We start from the raw sequence: 18,401 nt of genomic DNA on the forward strand, positions 1-18,401 counted from the left end.
GTGATCTCATTGCGCCGGCTGACGATTCCGTTGGCCCTCGTCCTCGTGGGTGCCACCACCACTGTGGCGGCCGCGGACGAACCCAAGGCGGTAGCCAGCTGTGACCAGAAGGTCCAGCCCGGCTTCTTCACCTGCTTCGCCATCCGCCGGGCCGACCTCGGCTTCCGCTCCCGGGCCGCGGGTCCGGCCGGATTCGGCCCGGCCGACCTGCAGGCCGCCTACAAGTTGCCGTCGGCATCAGCTGGTCGCGGTCAGCGCGTCTACATCGTCGACGCGTACGACGACCCAACCGCTGAGGCCGACCTGGCGGTGTACCGCAAACAGTTCGGTCTCCCGCCCTGTACGACGGCCAACGGCTGCTTCCAGAAGCTCAACCAGAACGGCAAGCCGAACCCGCTGCCCGCGCCGTCGCCCTCCTGGTCCGGCGAGATCTCGCTCGACCTCGACATGGTGTCCGCCGTCTGCCCGCAGTGCGCGATCACGCTGATCGAGGCCGACTCCCCCAGCAACGATCTACTGGCCGCGACCAAGACTGCCGAACAGCTCGGCGCCAAGTTCGTCTCGCTGAGCTGGGGCGGCCCCGAGCCGACCGATGCGGCAAAGGCCGACCAGGAATACTTCGCTCCCCGCGGAACCCTGTACGCCGTCTCGACCGGCGACAGCGATTTCGAAGCCGGTACGTCGTACCCAGCCAGCTCGGCCGCGGCGACCGCGATCGGCGGGACCTCGCTGACCAAGGACGGCTCGGCCCGCGGGTGGAGTGAAACGGTCTGGAACAGCGAACCCGGCCACGGCACCGGCTCGGGATGCTCGGCCCAGATCGCCAAGCCCAGCTGGCAATCCGTCATCCCGTCGACCGTCTGTGCCAAACGCGCGGTCGCTGACATCTCCGCCGTCGCCGACCCGAATACCGGTGTCGCGGTCTACCAGACCACTGGCGGAAGCGGTTGGGGCGTGTACGGCGGAACCAGCGCGGCCGCCCCGATCGTCGCCGCGGCCTACGCGCTGGCCGGGGATCCGGCACCGGCCACGCACCCGGCGTCGTACCCGTATGGCAAGACGGCTCAACTGAATGATGTTGTCAAGGGCAACAATGGTTCCTGCGACGTCGCACCGCTGTGCACGGCACAGTCCGGCTGGGATGGTCCGACCGGGCTCGGCACACCGAACGGTCTCCAGGCCCTCACCTCACCGATCGCCTCGAACAAGATCGCGCTCAGCGCGCCGACGCACCAGTTCGGCGCGGTCGGCGACGTCGTACTGCTGCGGGTTAAGGCCAACGGTCGCGGGCTGCGCTTCACCACCACGGACCTCCCGGCTGGGCTCCACATCCAGGCCTCGACCGGCGTCATCTACGGCCGCCTGACCACGCCGCACACGCACTCGACGACGGTCACTGCGGTGGACAAGACCGGGGCCCGCGCGAACACCGCGATCAACTGGGTCGTCAGCTCACACAGCGGTCCGGTCGTCAACGGCGACTTCGAAGCCGGCGTGGGCGGCTGGACGCAGACCCCGGACGTGATTCGCGAGGACGGTCAGTACAGCAAGGCCGGTCTGGGTTATGCGTTCCTCGGCGGCTACACCGAAGCACACACCGACACCCTCAGCCAATCCGTCGCGGTCCCGGCCACGGCGCACCCGACCCTGCGGTTCGCCCTGCGCATCCATCCGGCCGCCAAGGACGCGCTCAGCCTCACGGTCGATGGCAAGGTCATCCGCACCATCCCCGCGACCCAGGCCAAGCCGTCGTACGTCGATCAGTCGGTCGACCTCACGCCGTACCGAGGCCGCACGGTCACCCTTGCCTGGACGAGCAGCGGGGCCAGCACCTTCCTGCTCGACAACATCACTCTGCGCTGAGCTGCTGCCAGGCATCCCGGGCGAACGACCAGAGCAGCGCGATCAACCCGATCGCGGGCAGTACGGCGAGCCAGCCGCTGGCGGCGAGGCGTGGAAACACCCCCGCCGCCAGGACTGCTGCGACCAGCAGGATCGCCTGCCCAAGGCCCACTACTCGCCGCGCCTGGCTGAACGGCAGCGGCTTACGCAATGCGGGCAGGGCCAGGCTGGCCAGTAGGTAGAGGTAACGCATGGCGCCGATCAGCAGCACCCACCAGCCAGCGACGTGTAGCACGATCAGGCTGATGCTGAGCACTACGGTGACCGCGGCGTCGGCCTCGTTGTCGAACCAGGCGCCGAAGCGGCTGGCCTCACCGCGGGCGCGGGCGATGCGTCCGTCGACGCCGTCCAGGATCAGGCAGAGCGTCGCCAGGGCCGTGGCGACGAGTACATGGGCTGGCAACAGGGCTAAGACGATGAGCCCGCCGAGGAGCCTGATCGAGGTGACGGTGTTAGCCAGTCCGAACCGGGTCACAGCCTCACCCCCGAGCACTACGTCCCGCAACGTCCGAACAACTGTAGTACGTGGTCGGCGTGATTTCGGACGTTGCGGGAATGATGGGGCCCAGACGACGACTTAAACTTGTGCCGGTGAAGATTTCTCATGTGGTCTGGGACTGGAACGGCACCTTGCTACACGACAACGACATCGTGCTGGCGGCGGTGAACGAGGTCTTCGTCGAACTCGGCGGTACGGCGATCACCTGGCCGGCCTGGCAAGCGGCGTACACGCGTCCGATGCGCGTCTCCTACGAGACAGTGCTGGCCCGCCTGCTCAACGAAGAGGAGTGGGCACAGGTCGACAGGCTCTACCACGACCGGTACGACGCCCTGCTCGCCGAAGCCCTGTTAGCCGACGGCACCCAAGACGTGTTGGAGCAGTTGGCGGAGTCCGGCCGCACTCAGTCCCTGCTGTCGATGTGGTTCCACGACCGCCTGACCCCGACCATCGACGAGTTCGGCCTGACATCACACTTCACCCGCATCGACGGCCTCGTCGCCGAGGTAGGCGGCGGTTCCAAGGCCGACAGCCTCACCCGCCACCTCGAGGCCCAGAACCTCGACCCGGCCAACGTCGTACTGATCGGTGACGTAGTAGACGACGCCGAAGCAGCCAAGGCCGCCGGCGCCACCAGCATCCTGGTCACCACCGGCGCCATGAGCCGCGCAGCCCTCGAAGCAACCGGCATGCCAGTCACCGCATCCATCCAAGAAGCCGTCGCCCTACTGGACTAGCCGGTTTTGCTAGACGGGGTCGGTGAACGAGACCGGCTTACCGGTGGCGCGCGCGTAGGCGATCTCCCTGGACGTGGACTCGCCGACATATCCGCCGGGATTGACGACCAGAACGCGGTCAGCCAGGTCGATCTTGCGCAGGTGAAGCTCGCCCAACGCGGTCTTCTGTTCGTCGGTGATGAGATCCTCGGCGCCCAGGAATCCTCCCGGCGCGACGACGATGACGCCTGCCAAGGTCAAGTCGCGGTTCGCCACGTACATCTCGTCGGCAAACCGGGCAGAGCCGCAGATGCACACGATCTCAGGTCGGTCAGCCACAGCCCAGCCCTTCGGATCGAACGGGTAGCGCTCGGTGCGCGCGTCGGCGTCACCGACAGGTCGACAGTGTATGCAGCGTGATGGCAGGACCGCACTGCGACTGAGGTCAACGAGCTCAATGTTTGCCTCAGGCAACGAGTGCGACGTTGTAGATCTGTGGATCTTCTGTGGATAACTATTTCCCTTGAAAATAAGGGGTTCCGGCTTTGAAAACTGTCGGAGGGGGTGTCTAGAGTTATATGCATGGAACTCCTGGGTGAGCGGCCGGCGTGGTCGATGAGCGGCAGCGAAGCGCTGGCCGACATCGACTCGATCGACGCCGAGATCGCCCGGTTGGAGACCGCTCGTCTATCGCGGGTCGCGAGGGTGGACGAGACCGGGCACGCCGAAGAACTCGGCGCCCGCAACACCGCCGAGCTCCTCACCCTCCGGCACCGCATGGACCCCTACCAAGCCCACGGCCTGGTCCGGCTCGCCCGCGCTCTGCCGAAATACTCAGCCGTGCTTGACGCGCTGCCTGACCCGAGCGTTGCGGTGCCGGTCCCGGACGGTACCGACGACACCCTCCCGCCCGAGGTGTCGCTGTCGCCGGAGCGAGCGGCTGTGATCGTGTCCATGCTGGAGAAAGTCCCGGACACGGTCCCGGTCGAGAATCTGCGCGTCGCCGAAGAACAACTGGTGAAGGTCGCCCGCGACATGCCGCCCGGTGAACTGCGCAAGGCGGCCCAGCGCGCCCGCGACATCCTCGACGAAGACGGCCCCGAGCCCGCTGAGGAGAAGGCCTACGCCCGCGAACGCCTCAACCTGATCCCCGACGAACACGGCGTCCGCATCTCCGGCTACCTCGCCAACGACAACGCCGAAATGATCTGCTCCACCATCCACACCCTCGCCCGCCCCCACCGCACCATCGATGGTGAACGCGACCCCCGCTCCGCCGAGAAGCGCCGAGCAGACGCCCTGTCCACCACCGTCCGCATCGCCACCGCAGCCACCGACGCCGCCGCCCTCCGCACCGCCCCAACCACACCGGACGCGGCGGACGCGGCGGACGCGGCGGACGCGGCGACGGGTGCCGCTGCCACACCGGCCACTGTTACGCCATCGGCGGCAGCAGGCACCCCGGATCCGACCACTCCGCCGACCGCCTCGGCTGAGTCCGACAGCGACGCCAATGCGGACTCAGGCTCGGGCGCAACTGAGGCCCACGCGGACAGCCAGGCGCCGACCGTCGACCTGCCCGCCGACACCCCGATCGATGCAGACACGCTGGTCGATGCGCAGGTAGTCGGGGGTGCTGCTACTCAGGCTGAGCATTGCGCCACCACCGCCGCGACAGCCACTCTCGGACCAGTGGTCGCCAACAACTGGGTGCCTGGGTTTGGTGCGAAGGCGACTCTGGTGGTGACGATCGACTGGCAGGACCTGAAGAACGCCACCGCACACTCCATCGCTGACACCGTCTTCGGTGCCGGTCTGTCCGCGTCCACCGCACGGCTCCTGGCGTGCGACGCCAAAATCATCCCGGTCGTCCTCGGCTCCAACTCCGAACCACTCGACGTCGGCCGGTGCGAACGCCTTGTCACCAGGGGAATGCGACGTGCCCTGAACACCCGAGACCGCGGGTGTGTCGTCTGTGGTGCGCCACCAGTCCAATGCGATGCGCACCACCTCATCTCGTGGATCGACGGCGGAATCACCGCTGTCAGCAACCTCGTCCTGCTCTGCCGCATCCACCACGTCGACCTCCACGCCGGCAAATGGAGCGTCACCATCACCAATGGCAGAGTCCACGTCGCCCGACCGTCCTGGGCGGACCCACCATCCCGCCGATACCGACCGCCCCTCCCACTCCGAGCCGAACCACCGCCCACTACCGCACGCGCCGCCACCGCCACCGCCACCGGCCAGTCCGGCACGAGCAACCCCTCCGCGCCCGATCTCGACCTGACTCCACTTGGCCTGACTCCACTCAACCCGAGCGCCTGCGGCTTTGGCGGACCCGACCTGACGCTGTCCGGGCCGACAGCGCCCCGCGCGAGTGAGCCGAGCCGGCGACAGCCCAGCGGATTCCAAGATGGTGAGGATGCGGCGCTGACGGCAGCGGAGGTTCGTGCTGCCACCATGCGGACCATCTGGGGTGAAGATCCAGCATCTGACCCTCAACCGCGGCTCACACGACTACGCGACGCCGACTTCGATCCATGGGCTGACGCAGACGCCGACCCTGCGCCCCCACAACCCACCGATCAACCGCTCGTCCCAAGGCCAGAGCCAGCAGCACCCTGGTCAGCGCCCACGCGCCACTCCGCAAAGCCTGCGAGGTCACTGGCTTCCCCATCGTCGACCCCCTGCGGAAAGCCGCCGCGGTCCTGAACCAGATCGCCAAGGAGCACAGGCGGAACTACTACAAGCCGGTGTAGCCGGTCGCGCTGACGTCGAGTGGGCTCGGGCAGCGTCCTCAGCCCTGACCACAGTCGCGCCGAGCTTGAGTGGGTCCCGGCAGCATGCTCAGCCCTGACCACCGCCGCGCCGAGCTTGAGTGGGTCCCGGCAGCATGCTCAGCCCTGACCACCGCCGCGCCGAGCTTGAGTGGGTCCCGGCAGCATGCTCAGCCCTGACACCGCCGTGCCAGGTGCACGGGGCGGGTCGCCGTCCGTACGTGGGAGCGACTCCACCATGTCGCGGTCAAGTGAGCGGCGTACTGCCTTGTCTGTTCACTGCGTGGATGTTCACCGCCTCGCCGTCGCGGAGGCAGCGGTGGGGTAGCCCGAGCGAGGCGAGGTGGGCGGCGGCTCGTTCGGCGCCTTCTGCGTCGGGGTGATCGGATCGCCAGTGGGGAACGATGCGGTACGGGATCAGGCGGAGGGACTCCGGCGGCGCGGTGGTCGGCGGATAGCCGTCGGGCCGGACGGTGGGGTCATCAACGAGGTCGATGCCTTGGAGGTCCGGTCCGGCAACGCAGGCGCCTGCCGAGTAGCCGCCGTAGGTGAACTCCGGCCGATGCTGCTGCCCTTGGAGGGCATCGCGAAGTCGTGCCTGGGTCATGGCGCGGGCCAGTACGAAGGCGTTGCCGCCCAGCGCCCAGACGAGGTCGAGGTTGTCGAGGCGTCCGGGGAGTTCCTGGGGGTCGGCGAAGTAGTCGCGGAGATCGAGTTCTTCGCACGAGTAACCGAAGCTCTCCAGGGTGCGTCTCTCGCGGGCGTAGTCGCGAGAACGTGAGGCGCCGTACTGGTCGAGTGCGTTCAGCACAATGCCCGCCCTCCCAGTGACCAGCGCACCGGGCAACCCCGACGGCCCGCTGTCGGGCGTCAGGAACCAAGAGCTCAGCACCAGTCGGATCAATACCTCCCGGTCATCGGATCGCACGGTGGTGATCACCCACCCTGCCCTGCATCGGGTGCAGTCACGCGGGGCGCGCGGAGGGGATGGGGAGCCCTGCCTGTCCATCTAGGTTCAGTCCGCTCCCAGATCCAGCCAGAGAACGAGCCCATTACCACCCGGCGGCAACCACAGCCCGGAAGCCCAAGCAACGATCACTTATCCGCCGAGCGCACCATCCACCCCAGCCCAAGACCGCGCCCGCCAACCGCTTCAGAAAACCGGCCGCAGCGGCGAGCAGCCACCGCGTAGCACCGCGCCGGCCGCGGTCGATCGGCGGCTCACCGAGTGTGGCGACGACCGCCAGCGCCACCTGGGCGCGCATGGAACGGCGGTTCCGGGGCACCGGCGGCGGATAGGCCAAAGCAGAGAAGGTCGACGACAGTGAGCGGAAGATCGGAGGACGGTGTGAAGATCGGGTACTTCCTATCGAGCGAGGAGTACACGCCCGCTCAGCTGATCGAGCAGGCCCGGATGGCCGAGGACGCCGGGTTCGACGGGTTGTGGATCAGTGACCATTTTCATCCGTGGAACGACGAGCAGGGGCAGAGCGCGTTCGTCTGGTCGACGATCGGCGCGGTTTCGCAGGTGTGCGAGTTGCCGGTGACGACTGCTGTCACCTGTCCGACTGTGCGGATCCATCCGGCGGTGATCGCGCAGGCGGCAGCGACGAGCGCCGTACTGCTGAATGGACGGTTCCGGCTCGGGATCGGGACCGGAGAGGCCTTGAACGAGCACGTCCTCGGATCGGTCTGGCCGACGGTCGACGTGCGTCTGGAAATGCTCGAAGAGGCGGTGGAGATCATGCGGCGGCTGTGGACGGAGGAGGGGTTCGTCTCCCATCACGGTAAGCACTACACCGTGGACACCGCCCGGATCTACACACGTCCGGACGAGCCGCTGCCGATCTACATGTCCGGCTTCGGTCCCGAGGCGACGGATGTGGCGGCGCGGATCGCGGACGGATACATCACCACGTCGCCCGATGCCGAACTGCTCGGTCGCTTCCGCGCGAACGGCGGGAGCGACAAGCCGGCGCAGGCCGGGTTCAAGGTCAGCTATGCGCCGACCGAGGCCGAGGGCGTCGAGCAGGCACACCGGATCTGGGGTAACTCCGGCCTGCCGGGTGAGCTCGCCCAGGTCCTGCCGTCGCCACGGCACTTCGAGCAGGCGAGCCAGCTCGTCACGAAGGAGGCGACCGCAAAATCGGTCACCTGCGGTCCGAAGGCCGATGACCACGTCGACGCGTTCACTCCGTACGTCGAGGCCGGGTTCGACGAGATTTACGTGGCCAACATGGGCCCGCACTCCGTCGACATGATGAACCTCTACCGCACCGAAGTACTGCCCGAACTGCGCCGTCGTCACCCTTAGGAGGAACTATGAGCACCAACCCGATTCCGGTCCCGCCGGTCGAGCCGCTGCCCGACCTGACCGATCCCGTGCCGGACGAGAGCAACCCGGATCCGGACCTCGACCCGAGCCCGGCTCCGGCCCCTGACCCCGATCAGGACCCGGACGAGCAGCTTCCGCACCTCGACAACTAGCCGGTCGGCTGCCCGTCGGCGTGCACTGCCAGCAGATCCGCGATCGCGCGGTTGCAGGGAGTCGGTACGCCGAGGGCGCGGCCCCGGTCGACGACGTCACCACTCAGCCAGGGCACCTCAAGCCGGTTGCCCCGCTCAAGGTCGTGGTGCATCGAGGACGTCATCTCGGCCGGGGCCTGATCGACGAAGGCCAACCGGTCATCGGCGAAGTCGGCCGGGATCGGAACGCCCTGTGCACGCGCGACCTGGACGACCTCGTCCATCACGTCGCGCAGGAACGCCCGCGAGCGCGGGTTCGCACGAATCGGTCCGATCGGCGTCCGCGTGCTGGTCGTCGTACCGGACAGGCCGACCAGGAAGACGAACTTCTCCCAGAGCGTCCGCTCGATCTCGTTGCTGACGGCAACATCAATGCCGCCCTCGGCACAGGCCGCGCGGAACGCCTCGACCCGCGCCGACGCCGACCCGTCGTACTCGCCGAAGACCAAGCGTTGCAACGTCCCGGTGTGCTTGATGACGCCCGGCTCGGCGATCGTCGCGGCGATGTAGGCGACCCCGCCGACCACGTGCTCCGGTCCGAGGATGCGACGCAGTACGTCGTCCTTCACGACTCCGTTCTGGAACGACACCACCGCAGTCTGGTCACCCAGCAACGGCTTGATCAGTCCAGCCGCCTCCTCGGTGTCCCACAGCTTGACGCCGAACAGTACGACGTCCGCCGGCGCCAGCTCACTCGGATCATCCGTCGCCTCGACCGTCGGCAAATGCACGTCGCCGAGCTCGCTCTGCACCCGCAACCCGTTGGCCCGCAGCGCCTCGAGCTGACGCCCCCTGGCCACGAAGGCGACCTCATGCCCCGCCGCCGCCAGGCGTCCCCCGAAGTACCCGCCGATCCCGCCAGTCCCCATCACCGCAATCCGCATGAAACCACCCTCGCACAGGCCCTGGGAGCACCCTCCGGCTACCAGATTGTGGGCCGCTTACCGTCGGGACCTTTGCGTAAAGATGTGCTTACTGGGCGAGAATGCGCGGGTTTGCGCTTGCCCGACCGGCCCTTGCAGGGGTTCGATAGCGGGTGTGGAGCAGACGGAACAGCATGATGGGGTCTCGTACCGGACGTTGATCTGGCTGGCGGTGGCCGCGTTCTCGACCGGGATCGACGGCTACGTGCTGGCGGGTCTGCTCCCGGCGATCGCCGACGACCTGCGGGTGACCGAGCCAGCGGCCGGTCAGCTGATGACGGTCTTCGCGCTCACCTCGGCGATCGCGGCCCCGATCCTCGGTACGGCGACCAGCCGGTGGGAGCGTCGTCGGACGATCGCGCTGGCGCTGGCGGTCTTCGTGGTCGGCAACCTGATCGTCGCGCTCGCCCCGAACTACGGCGTCGCGATCGGCGGCCGGGTGGTCGCCGCGCTCGGCGGCTGTCTGCTGAACGCCGCGATCCTGGCCTACGTGATCGCGCAGACGCCGATCCGGCACCGCGGCAAGGCGCTGTCGTTCGTCCTCGGCGGCTGGATGACCGCGACCGCGCTCGGCGTACCGGTCGGTCTGGTCATCGGTCAGTCCAACTGGCGCTTCCCGATGATCCTGGTCGCCGTGGTCGGCACGATCGCCCTGATCGGCATCCTGCTCCGGCTGCCCGAGCTGCACCTCCCCGCCGGCACTCTCGCCGACCGGCTCCGGCCGCTGCGTCAGCCCCGGCTGCTGGCCGGCCTGCTCGTCACGGTCGGCATCCTGTGCAGCAGCTACACCTGCTTCACCTACGCCACCCTGATCTTCGGCCCGACCTTCAAGGCGGACTGGATGATCATCCTGATCATGTTCGGCTACGGCGTGTTCAGCATGCTCGGGAACTTCGTCACCGGCCGGCTCACCGACCGCTTCACGCCGATCCGAGTACTGACCGTCGTCCTCTGCGGCCTGCTGCTGAACTCCATCATCGGCGGTCTCGCCCTCAGCTACGCGCCTGTCACCGTGGCCGCCGTGATGGGCCTGGCCTGGTTCTTCCTGGCCGGCGTCGGCAACGGCGGCGGCGCGGTCCCCCAGCAGGCCCGCCTCGGCGTGCTCGCCGGCGACTCAGCCGCGATCGTGATGGCCCTCAACGGCAGCGCGATCTCCCTCGGTGCCGCACTCGGCGGCGGCCTCGGCGGCATCACCCTGGCCACCGGCGCAGCACCGCACACGCTGCTCGCGGTCGCCGCCGTCATCCTCACCATCACCCTCGGCATCCACCTCCTCGTCGCCCGCCAAGGGCGGACCGCCATCACCGTCTAACTTCGTGAGGCTCCCGCAGCTCACGCTCAGCGTCACCCACGCGAGGGCCGCTTTGGCGAGTTGGACGGTGGCACAGGTCCGCTAGGCGCGGTGATCGGCGGCTAGGTCGTGGGCGAGGGCCAGGGTGGCAGCGTCGAGGGTCGCGGGGTGGAGGACTGCGTGCTGGGCGTAGGCAGCACGTAGTAGCAGTTCGACGGAATCGGCGCGGCCGGGAGCTTCCGACGCGACCGAGCCGACCGAGGCCGGATCAAACGGCAACTCCAGCTGGCGGTAGATCTCGGTGAGCAGCGGCCGCAGCTGGTCGTCATCACCGAGCACGACCAGCGCACTGAACAGCCAGCCGCTGCGGACCACGCGCTGCCCAGTTCCGATCAGCTTCACGACTCCGCGGGCGTTGACGCTGTGCGCACCCGGGCAATACTCCCCCGGTACGGCGCCCACGCGCGCGTCGATGCCGAGGTCACGGAGCACACCGGCGTACAGGTCTCCGTAGTGCGCGAAGCGCGACTCCATCCCGTCCGGAGCTAACCGCTCATGCCGGACGTGGTCGACCACGAGGGCCTCGGTCGTGTACGCAACAGGTCGTCCACCGACCGCACGGACCAGCGGCTCGAAGCCGGCCTCCCGAGCAGTCTGTACGGCGGCCGCGAAGCCCGGCAGGCGCGTATCCCGGCGACCGAACACCACCACCGGAGCAGCCGGTCGGTAGATCCGGAGTGCTTCCTCGAGATCACCATCGGAGGCACGCCGTACCAGCGCATGAGCTACCGCTAGCTCCAGTGATCCATCAGGATGCGACACAGAACCTTGTTGCAGATGACCCGAGTACACATGCACCTCGGAATGGTGCCACGGGCCGATAGTGTGCCCGCATGGAGGAGGCCGAGCCCGACGTACAGGCACGAGTCCGCGCGAGCTTCGAGCGCCAAGGACTGATGGAGCACCTGGGTGCACAGTTGACCCGCATTTACCCGGGGTGTGTGCACATCGAGTTGCCGCGACGCCCCGAGGTCACCCAGCAGCACGGCTACTTCCATGCCGGTGCGACCAGTGCGATCGCTGACAGTGCAGGTGGTTATGCAGCCTTCACTCTCTTCGCTCCGGACAGCTCGGTACTGACCGTCGAGTACAAGATCAACCTGCTCGCGCCGGCCGAAGGCGACTACCTCGAGGCGGTCGGGACGGTACTCAAAGCTGGTCGTACGTTGACTGTTTGCCAGCTCGAGGTCTTCGCGGTGGAAGGAGATCGTCGCACGTCGATCGCCACCGGGCAACAGACGCTGATCCAGATCGCGGCGCGTCCGGAGCACTGAAACGTTAGCGGTAACAGTTACCCGTTGAGGCCATTTCGTCGGGGTGGTGGGCGCATTGTCTCGGGGTCCGGCAAGGTCTGAAAGAAGTTGACCGTGAGTACATCTTGACGGGGCCGGTCGCCACCTGATTACTGTTAGTGAGTAAGCCGACGGGGTCGGACCACAGGCGATCTGGGGACGCCGAAGTCCGTATGCCACCCGTCGTCGTCCAGTCGTCCGTGTGATCCGCCCGTCTCTCCGACAGCTGATCCACGCTGTGCCTTGGCTGCGTCATGCCCAGGTGGTTTCAGCGTGGCGTTCTGATCTGCACAGACCACGCATGCGTGGTGCTGACGCATGCCCGCAGTCGATTCGAACGGTGGTGTGTTTGTCATGACCCTGACCGAACCTGATCTGAGCGCCAACGGACAGCCGCAGCTGAGCCTCGGTACGGCGGCCGCCCGCAACCTGGCCACGACCACGAAGTCCGAGCCGCAGATGCAGGGCATCACCTCCCGGTGGCTGCTCAAACTGCTGCCCTGGGTGGAGGCCAAGGGTGGCGCCTACCGGGTGAACCGCCGGCTGAGCTACGCCGTCGGCGACGGCCGGGTCACCTTCACCACCTCCGGTGCGGAGGTCCGGGTGATCCCGCAGGAGCTCTGCGAGCTGGGCATGTTGCGCAGCTTCGACGACGTCGAGGTGCTGAGCGCGCTCGCGGACCGCTTCGTCCAGCGCGACTTCCAGCCCGGGGACGTGATCGTCGAGCGCGGCCACCCGGCCGACCAGATCTGCCTGATCGCCCACGGCAAGCTGGACAAGATCGGCGTCGGCAAGTACGGCGACGAGACCGTGCTGCAGACCTTGGTCGACGGCGATCACTTCACCTACCGGGCGATTCTGGAGTCCGACGACCTCTGGGAGTTCACGGTCAAGGCGACCACGCCGGGCACGTTGCTCTCGCTGTCCCAGCAGTCGTTCGAGGAACTCGTCGGCCAGTCCGACAGCCTGCGCGCCCACATCGAAGACTTCCGCAACAGCCCCGAGGCGGCCCAGGACGAGTACGGCGAGGCTGCCATCGAACTGGCCTCCGGCCACGCCGGTGAGGCCGAGCTCCCCGGCACGTACGTCGACTACGAGACGACCCCGCGTGAGTACGAGCTGAGCGTCGCGCAGACCGTGCTGCGGGTCCACACCCGGGTCGCGGACCTCTACAACCACCCGATGGACCAGACCGAGCAGCAGTTGCGGCTCACCATCCAGGCGCTGCGCGAGCGGCAGGAACACGAGATGGTCAACAACCGCGACTTCGGCCTGCTGCACAACGCGGACCTGAGCATGCGGATCCCGACCCGCAGCGGCCCGCCGACGCCCGGTGACCTGGACGAGCTGCTCAGCCTGGTCTGGAAGGAGCCGGCCTTCTTCCTGGCGCACCCGCGCGCGATCGCCGCCTTCGGCCGCGAGTGCACCAAGGCCGGGATCTACCCGGACGCGATCGATGTCGGCGGTCACCGGCTGCCCGCGTGGCGCGGCGTACCGATCTTCCCGTGCAACAAGCTCGGGATCAGCGAGACCCGGACCAGCTCGATCATGCTGATGCGTACCGGTGAGGACAACCAGGGCGTCGTCGGCCTGCACCAGACCGGACTGCCGGACGAGTACGAGCCCGGACTGTCGGTGCGCTTCATGAACATCAGCGAGAAGGCGATCATCAACTACCTGGTCAGCGCCTACTACTCGGCCGCCGTCCTGGTTCCCGACGCCTTAGGTGTCCTCGAGAACGTGGAAATCGGCCGCGAGGCCTGAAACAGATGAAGCAACAGCAGCCGTACGAGCTGCCCGACTTCTATGTGCCGTACCCCGCCAGGATCAATGCCCACCTGGAGGGAGCCCGGACGCACAGCAAGTCCTGGGCCTACGAGTTCGACATGATCGACGTACCGCAGGAAGGGCATCACGTCTGGGACGAGCACGACTTCGACTCGCACGACTATGCGCTGCTGTGTGCGTACACCCATCCCGACGCGACCGGTCCGCAGCTGGATCTGGTCACCGACTGGTACGTGTGGGTCTTCTACTTCGACGACCACTTTCTCGAGCTGTACAAGAAGACCCGGGATATCCCAGCGGCCAAGGCGTACCTCGATCGGCTGCTGTTGTTCATGCCGGCGGAAGGGGAGATCGTCGAGACACCGGAGAATCCGGTGGAGCGCGGTCTCGTCGATCTGTGGAACCGCACGATCCCGGCGATGTCGACGGACTGGCGACGGCGGTTCCGGATCACCACAGAGGCTCTACTCGCCGAGTCCCTGTGGGAGCTCTCGAACATCAGCGCCGGCCGGATCGCCAACCCGATCGAGTACATCGAGATGCGGCGGAAGGTGGGCGGCGCGCCCTGGTCGGCGAACCTGGTCGAGTATGTGACGGCCGAGGTACCGGAGGCGATCGCCGAAACCCGGCCCATGCATGTGCTGAGTGACACGTTCTCGGATGCCATTCACATGCGGAACGACCTTTTCTCCTACCAGCGCGAGGTCGAGGTCGAGGGTGAGGTCAACAACGCGGTGCTGGTGATGGAGACCTTCTTCGGTTGCCCGACGCAACGGGCCGCCAACCTGGTCAACGACATCCTCACCTCGCGGTTGCACCAGTTCGAGAACACGGCGGTCGTCGAGGTCCCTCAGCTCCTCACCGAGCACGGGATCGATCCCCAGGGACACCTCGACGTGCTGAACTATGTGAAGGGCTTGCAGGACTGGCAGTCCGGCGGTCATGAGTGGCATCTGCGGTCGAGCCGCTACATGAACCAGGGCGGCAAAGCCGCGTCGACGGGCCTGGGCAGTGGATTCGGTACGGCGGCGATGCGGATCGTGTCGTCATTGGTTGCCACGGCCCCCTACCGAGCCCGCAGTCACAGCTTCACGCCGTACCAGCCGGTCGGGCCGACGACGCTGCCCGACATCTACATGCCCTTCAAGGCCAAGAGCAGCCCGCATCTCGACAACGCGCGGTTCGCGGTGCTCGAGTGGGGCGCGCAGACCGGGTTGTCCGACGGCACGATCTGGGACGCCCGGATGCTTGAAGCCTTCGACCTGCCGCTCTGCGCGTCCGGCATCTTCCCGGATGCCTCGGCCGAGCAGCTCGCCCTGGCCAGCCAGTGGCTGGCGTGGGGCACATATGCGGACGACTACTACCCGCAGGTCTTCGGCCAGCGGCGTGATCTGGCAGCAGCAAAGGCAACCACGGCACGGTTGTCGGCGTTGATGCCACTCGACCTGAACGGCCCACCACCGGTGGGTGCGTTGGAGGTCTCGCTCGCAGACCTGTGGCAGCGCACTGCCGGCCCCATGGCCCCGGACAACCGGCGAGCCTTCCGGCAGGCCGTCGATACGATGACCGAGAGCTGGCTGTGGGAGCTCGCCAACCAGGCGCAGAACCGGATCCCCGATCCGGTCGACTACGTCGAGATGCGGCGCCGGACCTTCGGCTCGGACCTGACCATGAGTCTGTGCCGGATCGGCCACGGTCGCTCCGTCCCTCCGGAGGTCTACCGATCGCGTCCGGTATAGGCGATGGAGGCCGCGGCCGCCGACTACGCCTGCCTGCTGAACGATCTCTTCTCGTACCACAAGGAGATCCAGTACGACGGCGACTTCCACAACGGGGTGGCGGTCGTGCAGAACTTCCTGGCCTGCAGCAAGGACGAAGCCGTTGCCGTCGTCAACGACCTGATGACGGCCCGGATGCAGCAGTTCGAACGCGTCACCGAGACCGACCTGCCGATCATGATCACCGACTTCGGCCTGTCCGAAGAGGTCGGCAAGGCAGTGCTCGGGTACGCCGACGAACTCCGCAACTGGATATCCGGGATTCTCGTCTGGCACGAAGGCTGTCATCGCTACAAAGCCTCTGACCTGCCGCATCGCCAAGCCGCCCTGCCGCATCGCCTCGGTGGACCCACCGGGCTCGGCACCTCCGCCTTCCGCATCCACAGAAAGGCCGGTGCAGCATGACGGTCGACCAGGAACAACCTCAACTCTCACTCGGTACGGCGGCCGCCCGGCAACTGTCGACGACCACCAAATCCGTCCCGCAGATGCAGGGCATCACCCCACGCTGGCTGCTGAACCAACTCCCGTGGGTGGAGACCAAGGGAGCCGCGTTCCGCGTCAACCGGCGGACCACCTTCTCCGTCGGTGACGGCCGGCTCAGCTTCTCGGTCACCGGGTCTGACGTCCGAGTGATCCCGGCCGAGCTGACCGAACTGCCGCCGCTGCGCGGCTTCACGGATGAGGACGTGCTCAACGCGCTGGCCGACCGCTTCCACCGTGAAGACGTTCAGCCCGGTCAGGTGATCGTCGAATTCGGCAGCCGCGTCGACGACGTCGTACTGATTGCGCACGGCAAGGTTGCCAAGACCGGCGTCGGCGAGTACGGCGCCGGTACCGACCTCGGGACTGTTGCCGACGGCGACCATCTCGGTGCGCAGCTGCTGACCGAACCGCCGGAGCACCTCTGGGAGTACACGGCCAAAGCACTGACGAGCTGCGTGATCCTGCGACTGCGCCGTCACGACTTCATCGAGTTGGTCGATCGATCTGAGGCTCTCCGGGCCCAGCTCGACGAGTACCGGCAGCGGCCGAAGCAGGCGCAGAACAAGAACGGTGAGGCGGAGATCGATGTCGCCTCCGGTCACGCCGGCGAGGATGTGCTGCCCGGCACGTATGTGGACTACGACCCGGCACCGCGAGAGTACGAGCTCAGCGTCGCGCAGACGATCCTGCGCGTGCAGACCCGGGTGGCGGATCTCTACAACGACCCGATGGACCAGACCGAGCAACAGCTCCGGCTGACCATCGAGGCGCTCCGCGAGCGGCAAGAGTGGGAGATGATCAACAACCGCGAGTTCGGTCTCCTGCACAACGCGGACTACAACCAGTGCATCTACACCCGCACCGGTCCCCCGACACCCGACGACTTCGACGAGCTCCTCACCCGGCGGCGAAAGCCTCGGCTGCTGCTCGCTCATCCGCGCGCGATCGCCGCGTTCGGGCGGGAGTGCACCAAGCGGCGCATCTACCCCGAGACCACGGTGGTCAACGGCAAGACCGTGCACGCGTGGCGCGGCGTACCGCTGCTGCCGTCGAACAAGATCCCGATCTCCGACACCAACACCACCTCGGTGCTGGTCCTGCGGACCGGTGCCGATGACGAAGGTGTCATCGGATTGCACCAGACCGGTCTGCCGGACGAGTACGAGCCCGGCCTGAACGTCCGATTCCTCGGCATCAGCGACAAGGCGATCATCTCGTACCTGGTCAGCACCTATTACTCGGTGGCTGTTCTCGTCCCGGACGCGCTCGGCGTTCTGGAAAACGTCGAGCTCGGCGGATGAGGGGGAAGAGATGTCAACACTCCAGGAGACCACCAGTCAGGGTGATCGTTCGGCGGCCGAGGTGCTCGCGTGGAGCCGGGAGGTCGTCGATCCGGCACTCCGCGCCGCGGTAGCCACACTCCCACCGGCGACGCGACGGATCGCCGATTACCACTTCGGGTGGGCCGACGAGGAGGGCCGGCCCGCGCATGCTGACAGTGGCAAAGCGATCCGGCCGGCGCTCGTTCTGCTCACCGCACAAGCAGTCGGCGGTACGACGGAGTCCGCGCTACCGGCCGCGGTCGCGGTCGAGCTGGTGCACAACTTCTCCTTGCTGCACGACGATGTGATGGACTGCGACACCTCGCGACGGCACCGCGCCACGGCGTGGACCGTGTTCGGACTCGGGCCGGCCATCCTCGCCGGCGACGCGTTGCTCGGCCTGGCCTTCGACGTACTGGTTGGAAGTGGTCACCCGGCTCGCGGCGAAGGTGCTCGCATCCTTGGCGCGGCGGTTCAGGAGCTGGTGGACGGCCAGTTGGCCGATGCCGAGTTCGAGACCCGGGCTGACGTCGTACCGGCGGAATGTGTGCGCATGGCGCAACTGAAGACCGGCTCACTGCTCGGATGCTGCACGGCCCTCGGCGCCCTTCTCGGTGGCGGGCGACCCGATCAGGTCGACCACCTCCGCCTGTACGGCGAGGATCTCGGGCTCGCGTATCAGTACGTCGACGACCTGCTCGGCATCTGGGGAACGCCGTCGGTCACCGGCAAGCCCGTGTACTCGGACCTGACCAGGCGGAAGAAGTCGTTGCCAGTGGTCACCGCGCTCGCCTCCGGTACGCCGGCCGCCAGGGAACTCGCCGCGCTCTACGCGCGGACCGACGAGTTGTCGTCGGACGAGCTGACGACTGCGGCTGCGCTGGTCGAGACCGCGGGCGGCCGCGCGACCAGTCAGGCTCAGGCCGACGCCTTGCTGACGGCCGCTCTGGGTTCCTTGATCAGCGCGGGCGCGATCGCGCCGGCGTCCACCGAACTGGAGAGGCTGGCTCGGCTCGCAACACGTCGCGATCACTGAAG

Annotated in this window: 15 protein-coding genes and 1 pseudogene; 11 read left to right on the forward strand and 5 right to left on the reverse strand. The window is 67.3% G+C overall.

The features are described from left to right. Entirely contained in the window at window positions 1-1,863 is a 1,863-nt protein-coding gene (locus ACFVWG_RS11270) for a putative Ig domain-containing protein (protein ID WP_391543081.1), read from the forward strand. Here ACFVWG_RS11270 and ACFVWG_RS11275 read toward each other — a convergent pair. After that, window positions 1,850-2,377, reverse strand: coding sequence for a CDP-alcohol phosphatidyltransferase family protein (locus ACFVWG_RS11275; RefSeq protein ID WP_391543082.1), 528 nt, complete (start codon window positions 2,375-2,377; stop codon window positions 1,850-1,852). The genes ACFVWG_RS11270 and ACFVWG_RS11275 overlap by 14 nt on opposite strands. Window positions 2,378-2,493: 116 nt before the next feature. Here ACFVWG_RS11275 and ACFVWG_RS11280 point away from each other — a divergent pair, with 116 nt between their 5' ends. Then, window positions 2,494-3,138, forward strand: coding sequence for an HAD family hydrolase (locus ACFVWG_RS11280; protein WP_391543083.1), 645 nt, complete (start codon window positions 2,494-2,496; stop codon window positions 3,136-3,138). A gap of 9 nt (window positions 3,139-3,147) precedes the next feature. Here ACFVWG_RS11280 and ACFVWG_RS11285 read toward each other — a convergent pair whose 3' ends face one another. After that, entirely contained in the window at window positions 3,148-3,456 is a 309-nt protein-coding gene (locus tag ACFVWG_RS11285; RefSeq protein ID WP_391543084.1) for a hypothetical protein, read from the reverse strand. A 243-nt stretch (window positions 3,457-3,699) separates the two neighbouring features. Here ACFVWG_RS11285 and ACFVWG_RS11290 point away from each other — a divergent pair, with 243 nt between their 5' ends. Then, window positions 3,700-5,832, forward strand: a complete 2,133-nt coding sequence (locus tag ACFVWG_RS11290) for a DUF222 domain-containing protein (RefSeq protein ID WP_391543085.1) — start codon at window positions 3,700-3,702, stop codon at window positions 5,830-5,832. Window positions 5,833-6,144: 312 nt separating this feature from the next. On the opposite strand, the gene ACFVWG_RS11295 is transcribed toward ACFVWG_RS11290, so the two are convergent. Next, window positions 6,145-6,789: a Type 1 glutamine amidotransferase-like domain-containing protein gene (locus tag ACFVWG_RS11295; RefSeq protein WP_391543086.1), complete on the reverse strand. Its 645-nt coding sequence runs from the start codon at window positions 6,787-6,789 to the stop codon at window positions 6,145-6,147. Window positions 6,790-7,221: 432 nt separating this feature from the next. On the opposite strand from ACFVWG_RS11295, the gene ACFVWG_RS11300 reads away from it, so the two are divergent. Next, window positions 7,222-8,211 carry a TIGR03557 family F420-dependent LLM class oxidoreductase gene (locus tag ACFVWG_RS11300; protein WP_391543087.1) on the forward strand — a complete coding sequence of 330 codons (990 nt, stop codon included), beginning with the start codon at window positions 7,222-7,224 and terminating at the stop codon, window positions 8,209-8,211. Window positions 8,212-8,219: 8 nt separating this feature from the next. Then, window positions 8,220-8,384 (forward strand): hypothetical protein, encoded by a 165-nt coding sequence (locus ACFVWG_RS11305; protein WP_391543088.1) that lies wholly within the window; start codon window positions 8,220-8,222, stop codon window positions 8,382-8,384. Here ACFVWG_RS11305 and ACFVWG_RS11310 read toward each other — a convergent pair. After that, window positions 8,381-9,307: a ketopantoate reductase family protein gene (locus tag ACFVWG_RS11310; RefSeq protein ID WP_391543089.1), complete on the reverse strand. Its 927-nt coding sequence runs from the start codon at window positions 9,305-9,307 to the stop codon at window positions 8,381-8,383. The genes ACFVWG_RS11305 and ACFVWG_RS11310 overlap by 4 nt on opposite strands. A gap of 154 nt (window positions 9,308-9,461) precedes the next feature. On the opposite strand from ACFVWG_RS11310, the gene ACFVWG_RS11315 reads away from it, so the two are divergent. Then, window positions 9,462-10,658 carry an MFS transporter gene (locus tag ACFVWG_RS11315; protein WP_391543090.1) on the forward strand — a complete coding sequence of 399 codons (1,197 nt, stop codon included), beginning with the start codon at window positions 9,462-9,464 and terminating at the stop codon, window positions 10,656-10,658. An 81-nt stretch (window positions 10,659-10,739) separates the two neighbouring features. Here ACFVWG_RS11315 and ACFVWG_RS11320 read toward each other — a convergent pair whose 3' ends face one another. Then, window positions 10,740-11,459: a biotin/lipoate A/B protein ligase family protein gene (locus ACFVWG_RS11320; RefSeq protein ID WP_391543091.1), complete on the reverse strand. Its 720-nt coding sequence runs from the start codon at window positions 11,457-11,459 to the stop codon at window positions 10,740-10,742. A 71-nt stretch (window positions 11,460-11,530) separates the two neighbouring features. Between ACFVWG_RS11320 and ACFVWG_RS11325 the strand changes: the two genes are divergently transcribed. From ACFVWG_RS11325 to ACFVWG_RS11345, 5 genes and pseudogenes are all read left to right on the forward strand, one after another. Beyond that, window positions 11,531-11,971 carry a PaaI family thioesterase gene (locus tag ACFVWG_RS11325; RefSeq protein WP_391543092.1) on the forward strand — a complete coding sequence of 147 codons (441 nt, stop codon included), beginning with the start codon at window positions 11,531-11,533 and terminating at the stop codon, window positions 11,969-11,971. Window positions 11,972-12,343: 372 nt separating this feature from the next. Continuing rightward, window positions 12,344-13,753 carry a family 2B encapsulin nanocompartment shell protein gene (locus ACFVWG_RS11330; protein WP_391543093.1) on the forward strand — a complete coding sequence of 470 codons (1,410 nt, stop codon included), beginning with the start codon at window positions 12,344-12,346 and terminating at the stop codon, window positions 13,751-13,753. A 122-nt stretch (window positions 13,754-13,875) separates the two neighbouring features. Then, window positions 13,876-15,960 (forward strand): annotated as a pseudogene (locus ACFVWG_RS11335) (germacradienol/geosmin synthase). After that, a complete protein-coding gene (locus ACFVWG_RS11340; protein WP_391543094.1) occupies window positions 15,957-17,342 on the forward strand; it encodes a family 2B encapsulin nanocompartment shell protein in 1,386 nt (461 codons plus the stop codon). The pseudogene ACFVWG_RS11335 and the gene ACFVWG_RS11340 overlap by 4 nt, the downstream one beginning before the upstream one ends. 10 nt (window positions 17,343-17,352) lie before the next feature. Continuing rightward, the gene (locus ACFVWG_RS11345) at window positions 17,353-18,399 is read left to right on the forward strand and encodes a family 2 encapsulin nanocompartment cargo protein polyprenyl transferase (RefSeq protein ID WP_391543095.1); all 1,047 of its coding nucleotides are present in this window, start codon (window positions 17,353-17,355) and stop codon (window positions 18,397-18,399) included. The last annotated feature ends 2 nt before the right edge of the window (window positions 18,400-18,401 follow it).

Source organism: Kribbella sp. NPDC058245 (assembly GCF_042882005.1).
Lineage (GTDB): Bacteria > Actinomycetota > Actinomycetes > Propionibacteriales > Kribbellaceae > Kribbella.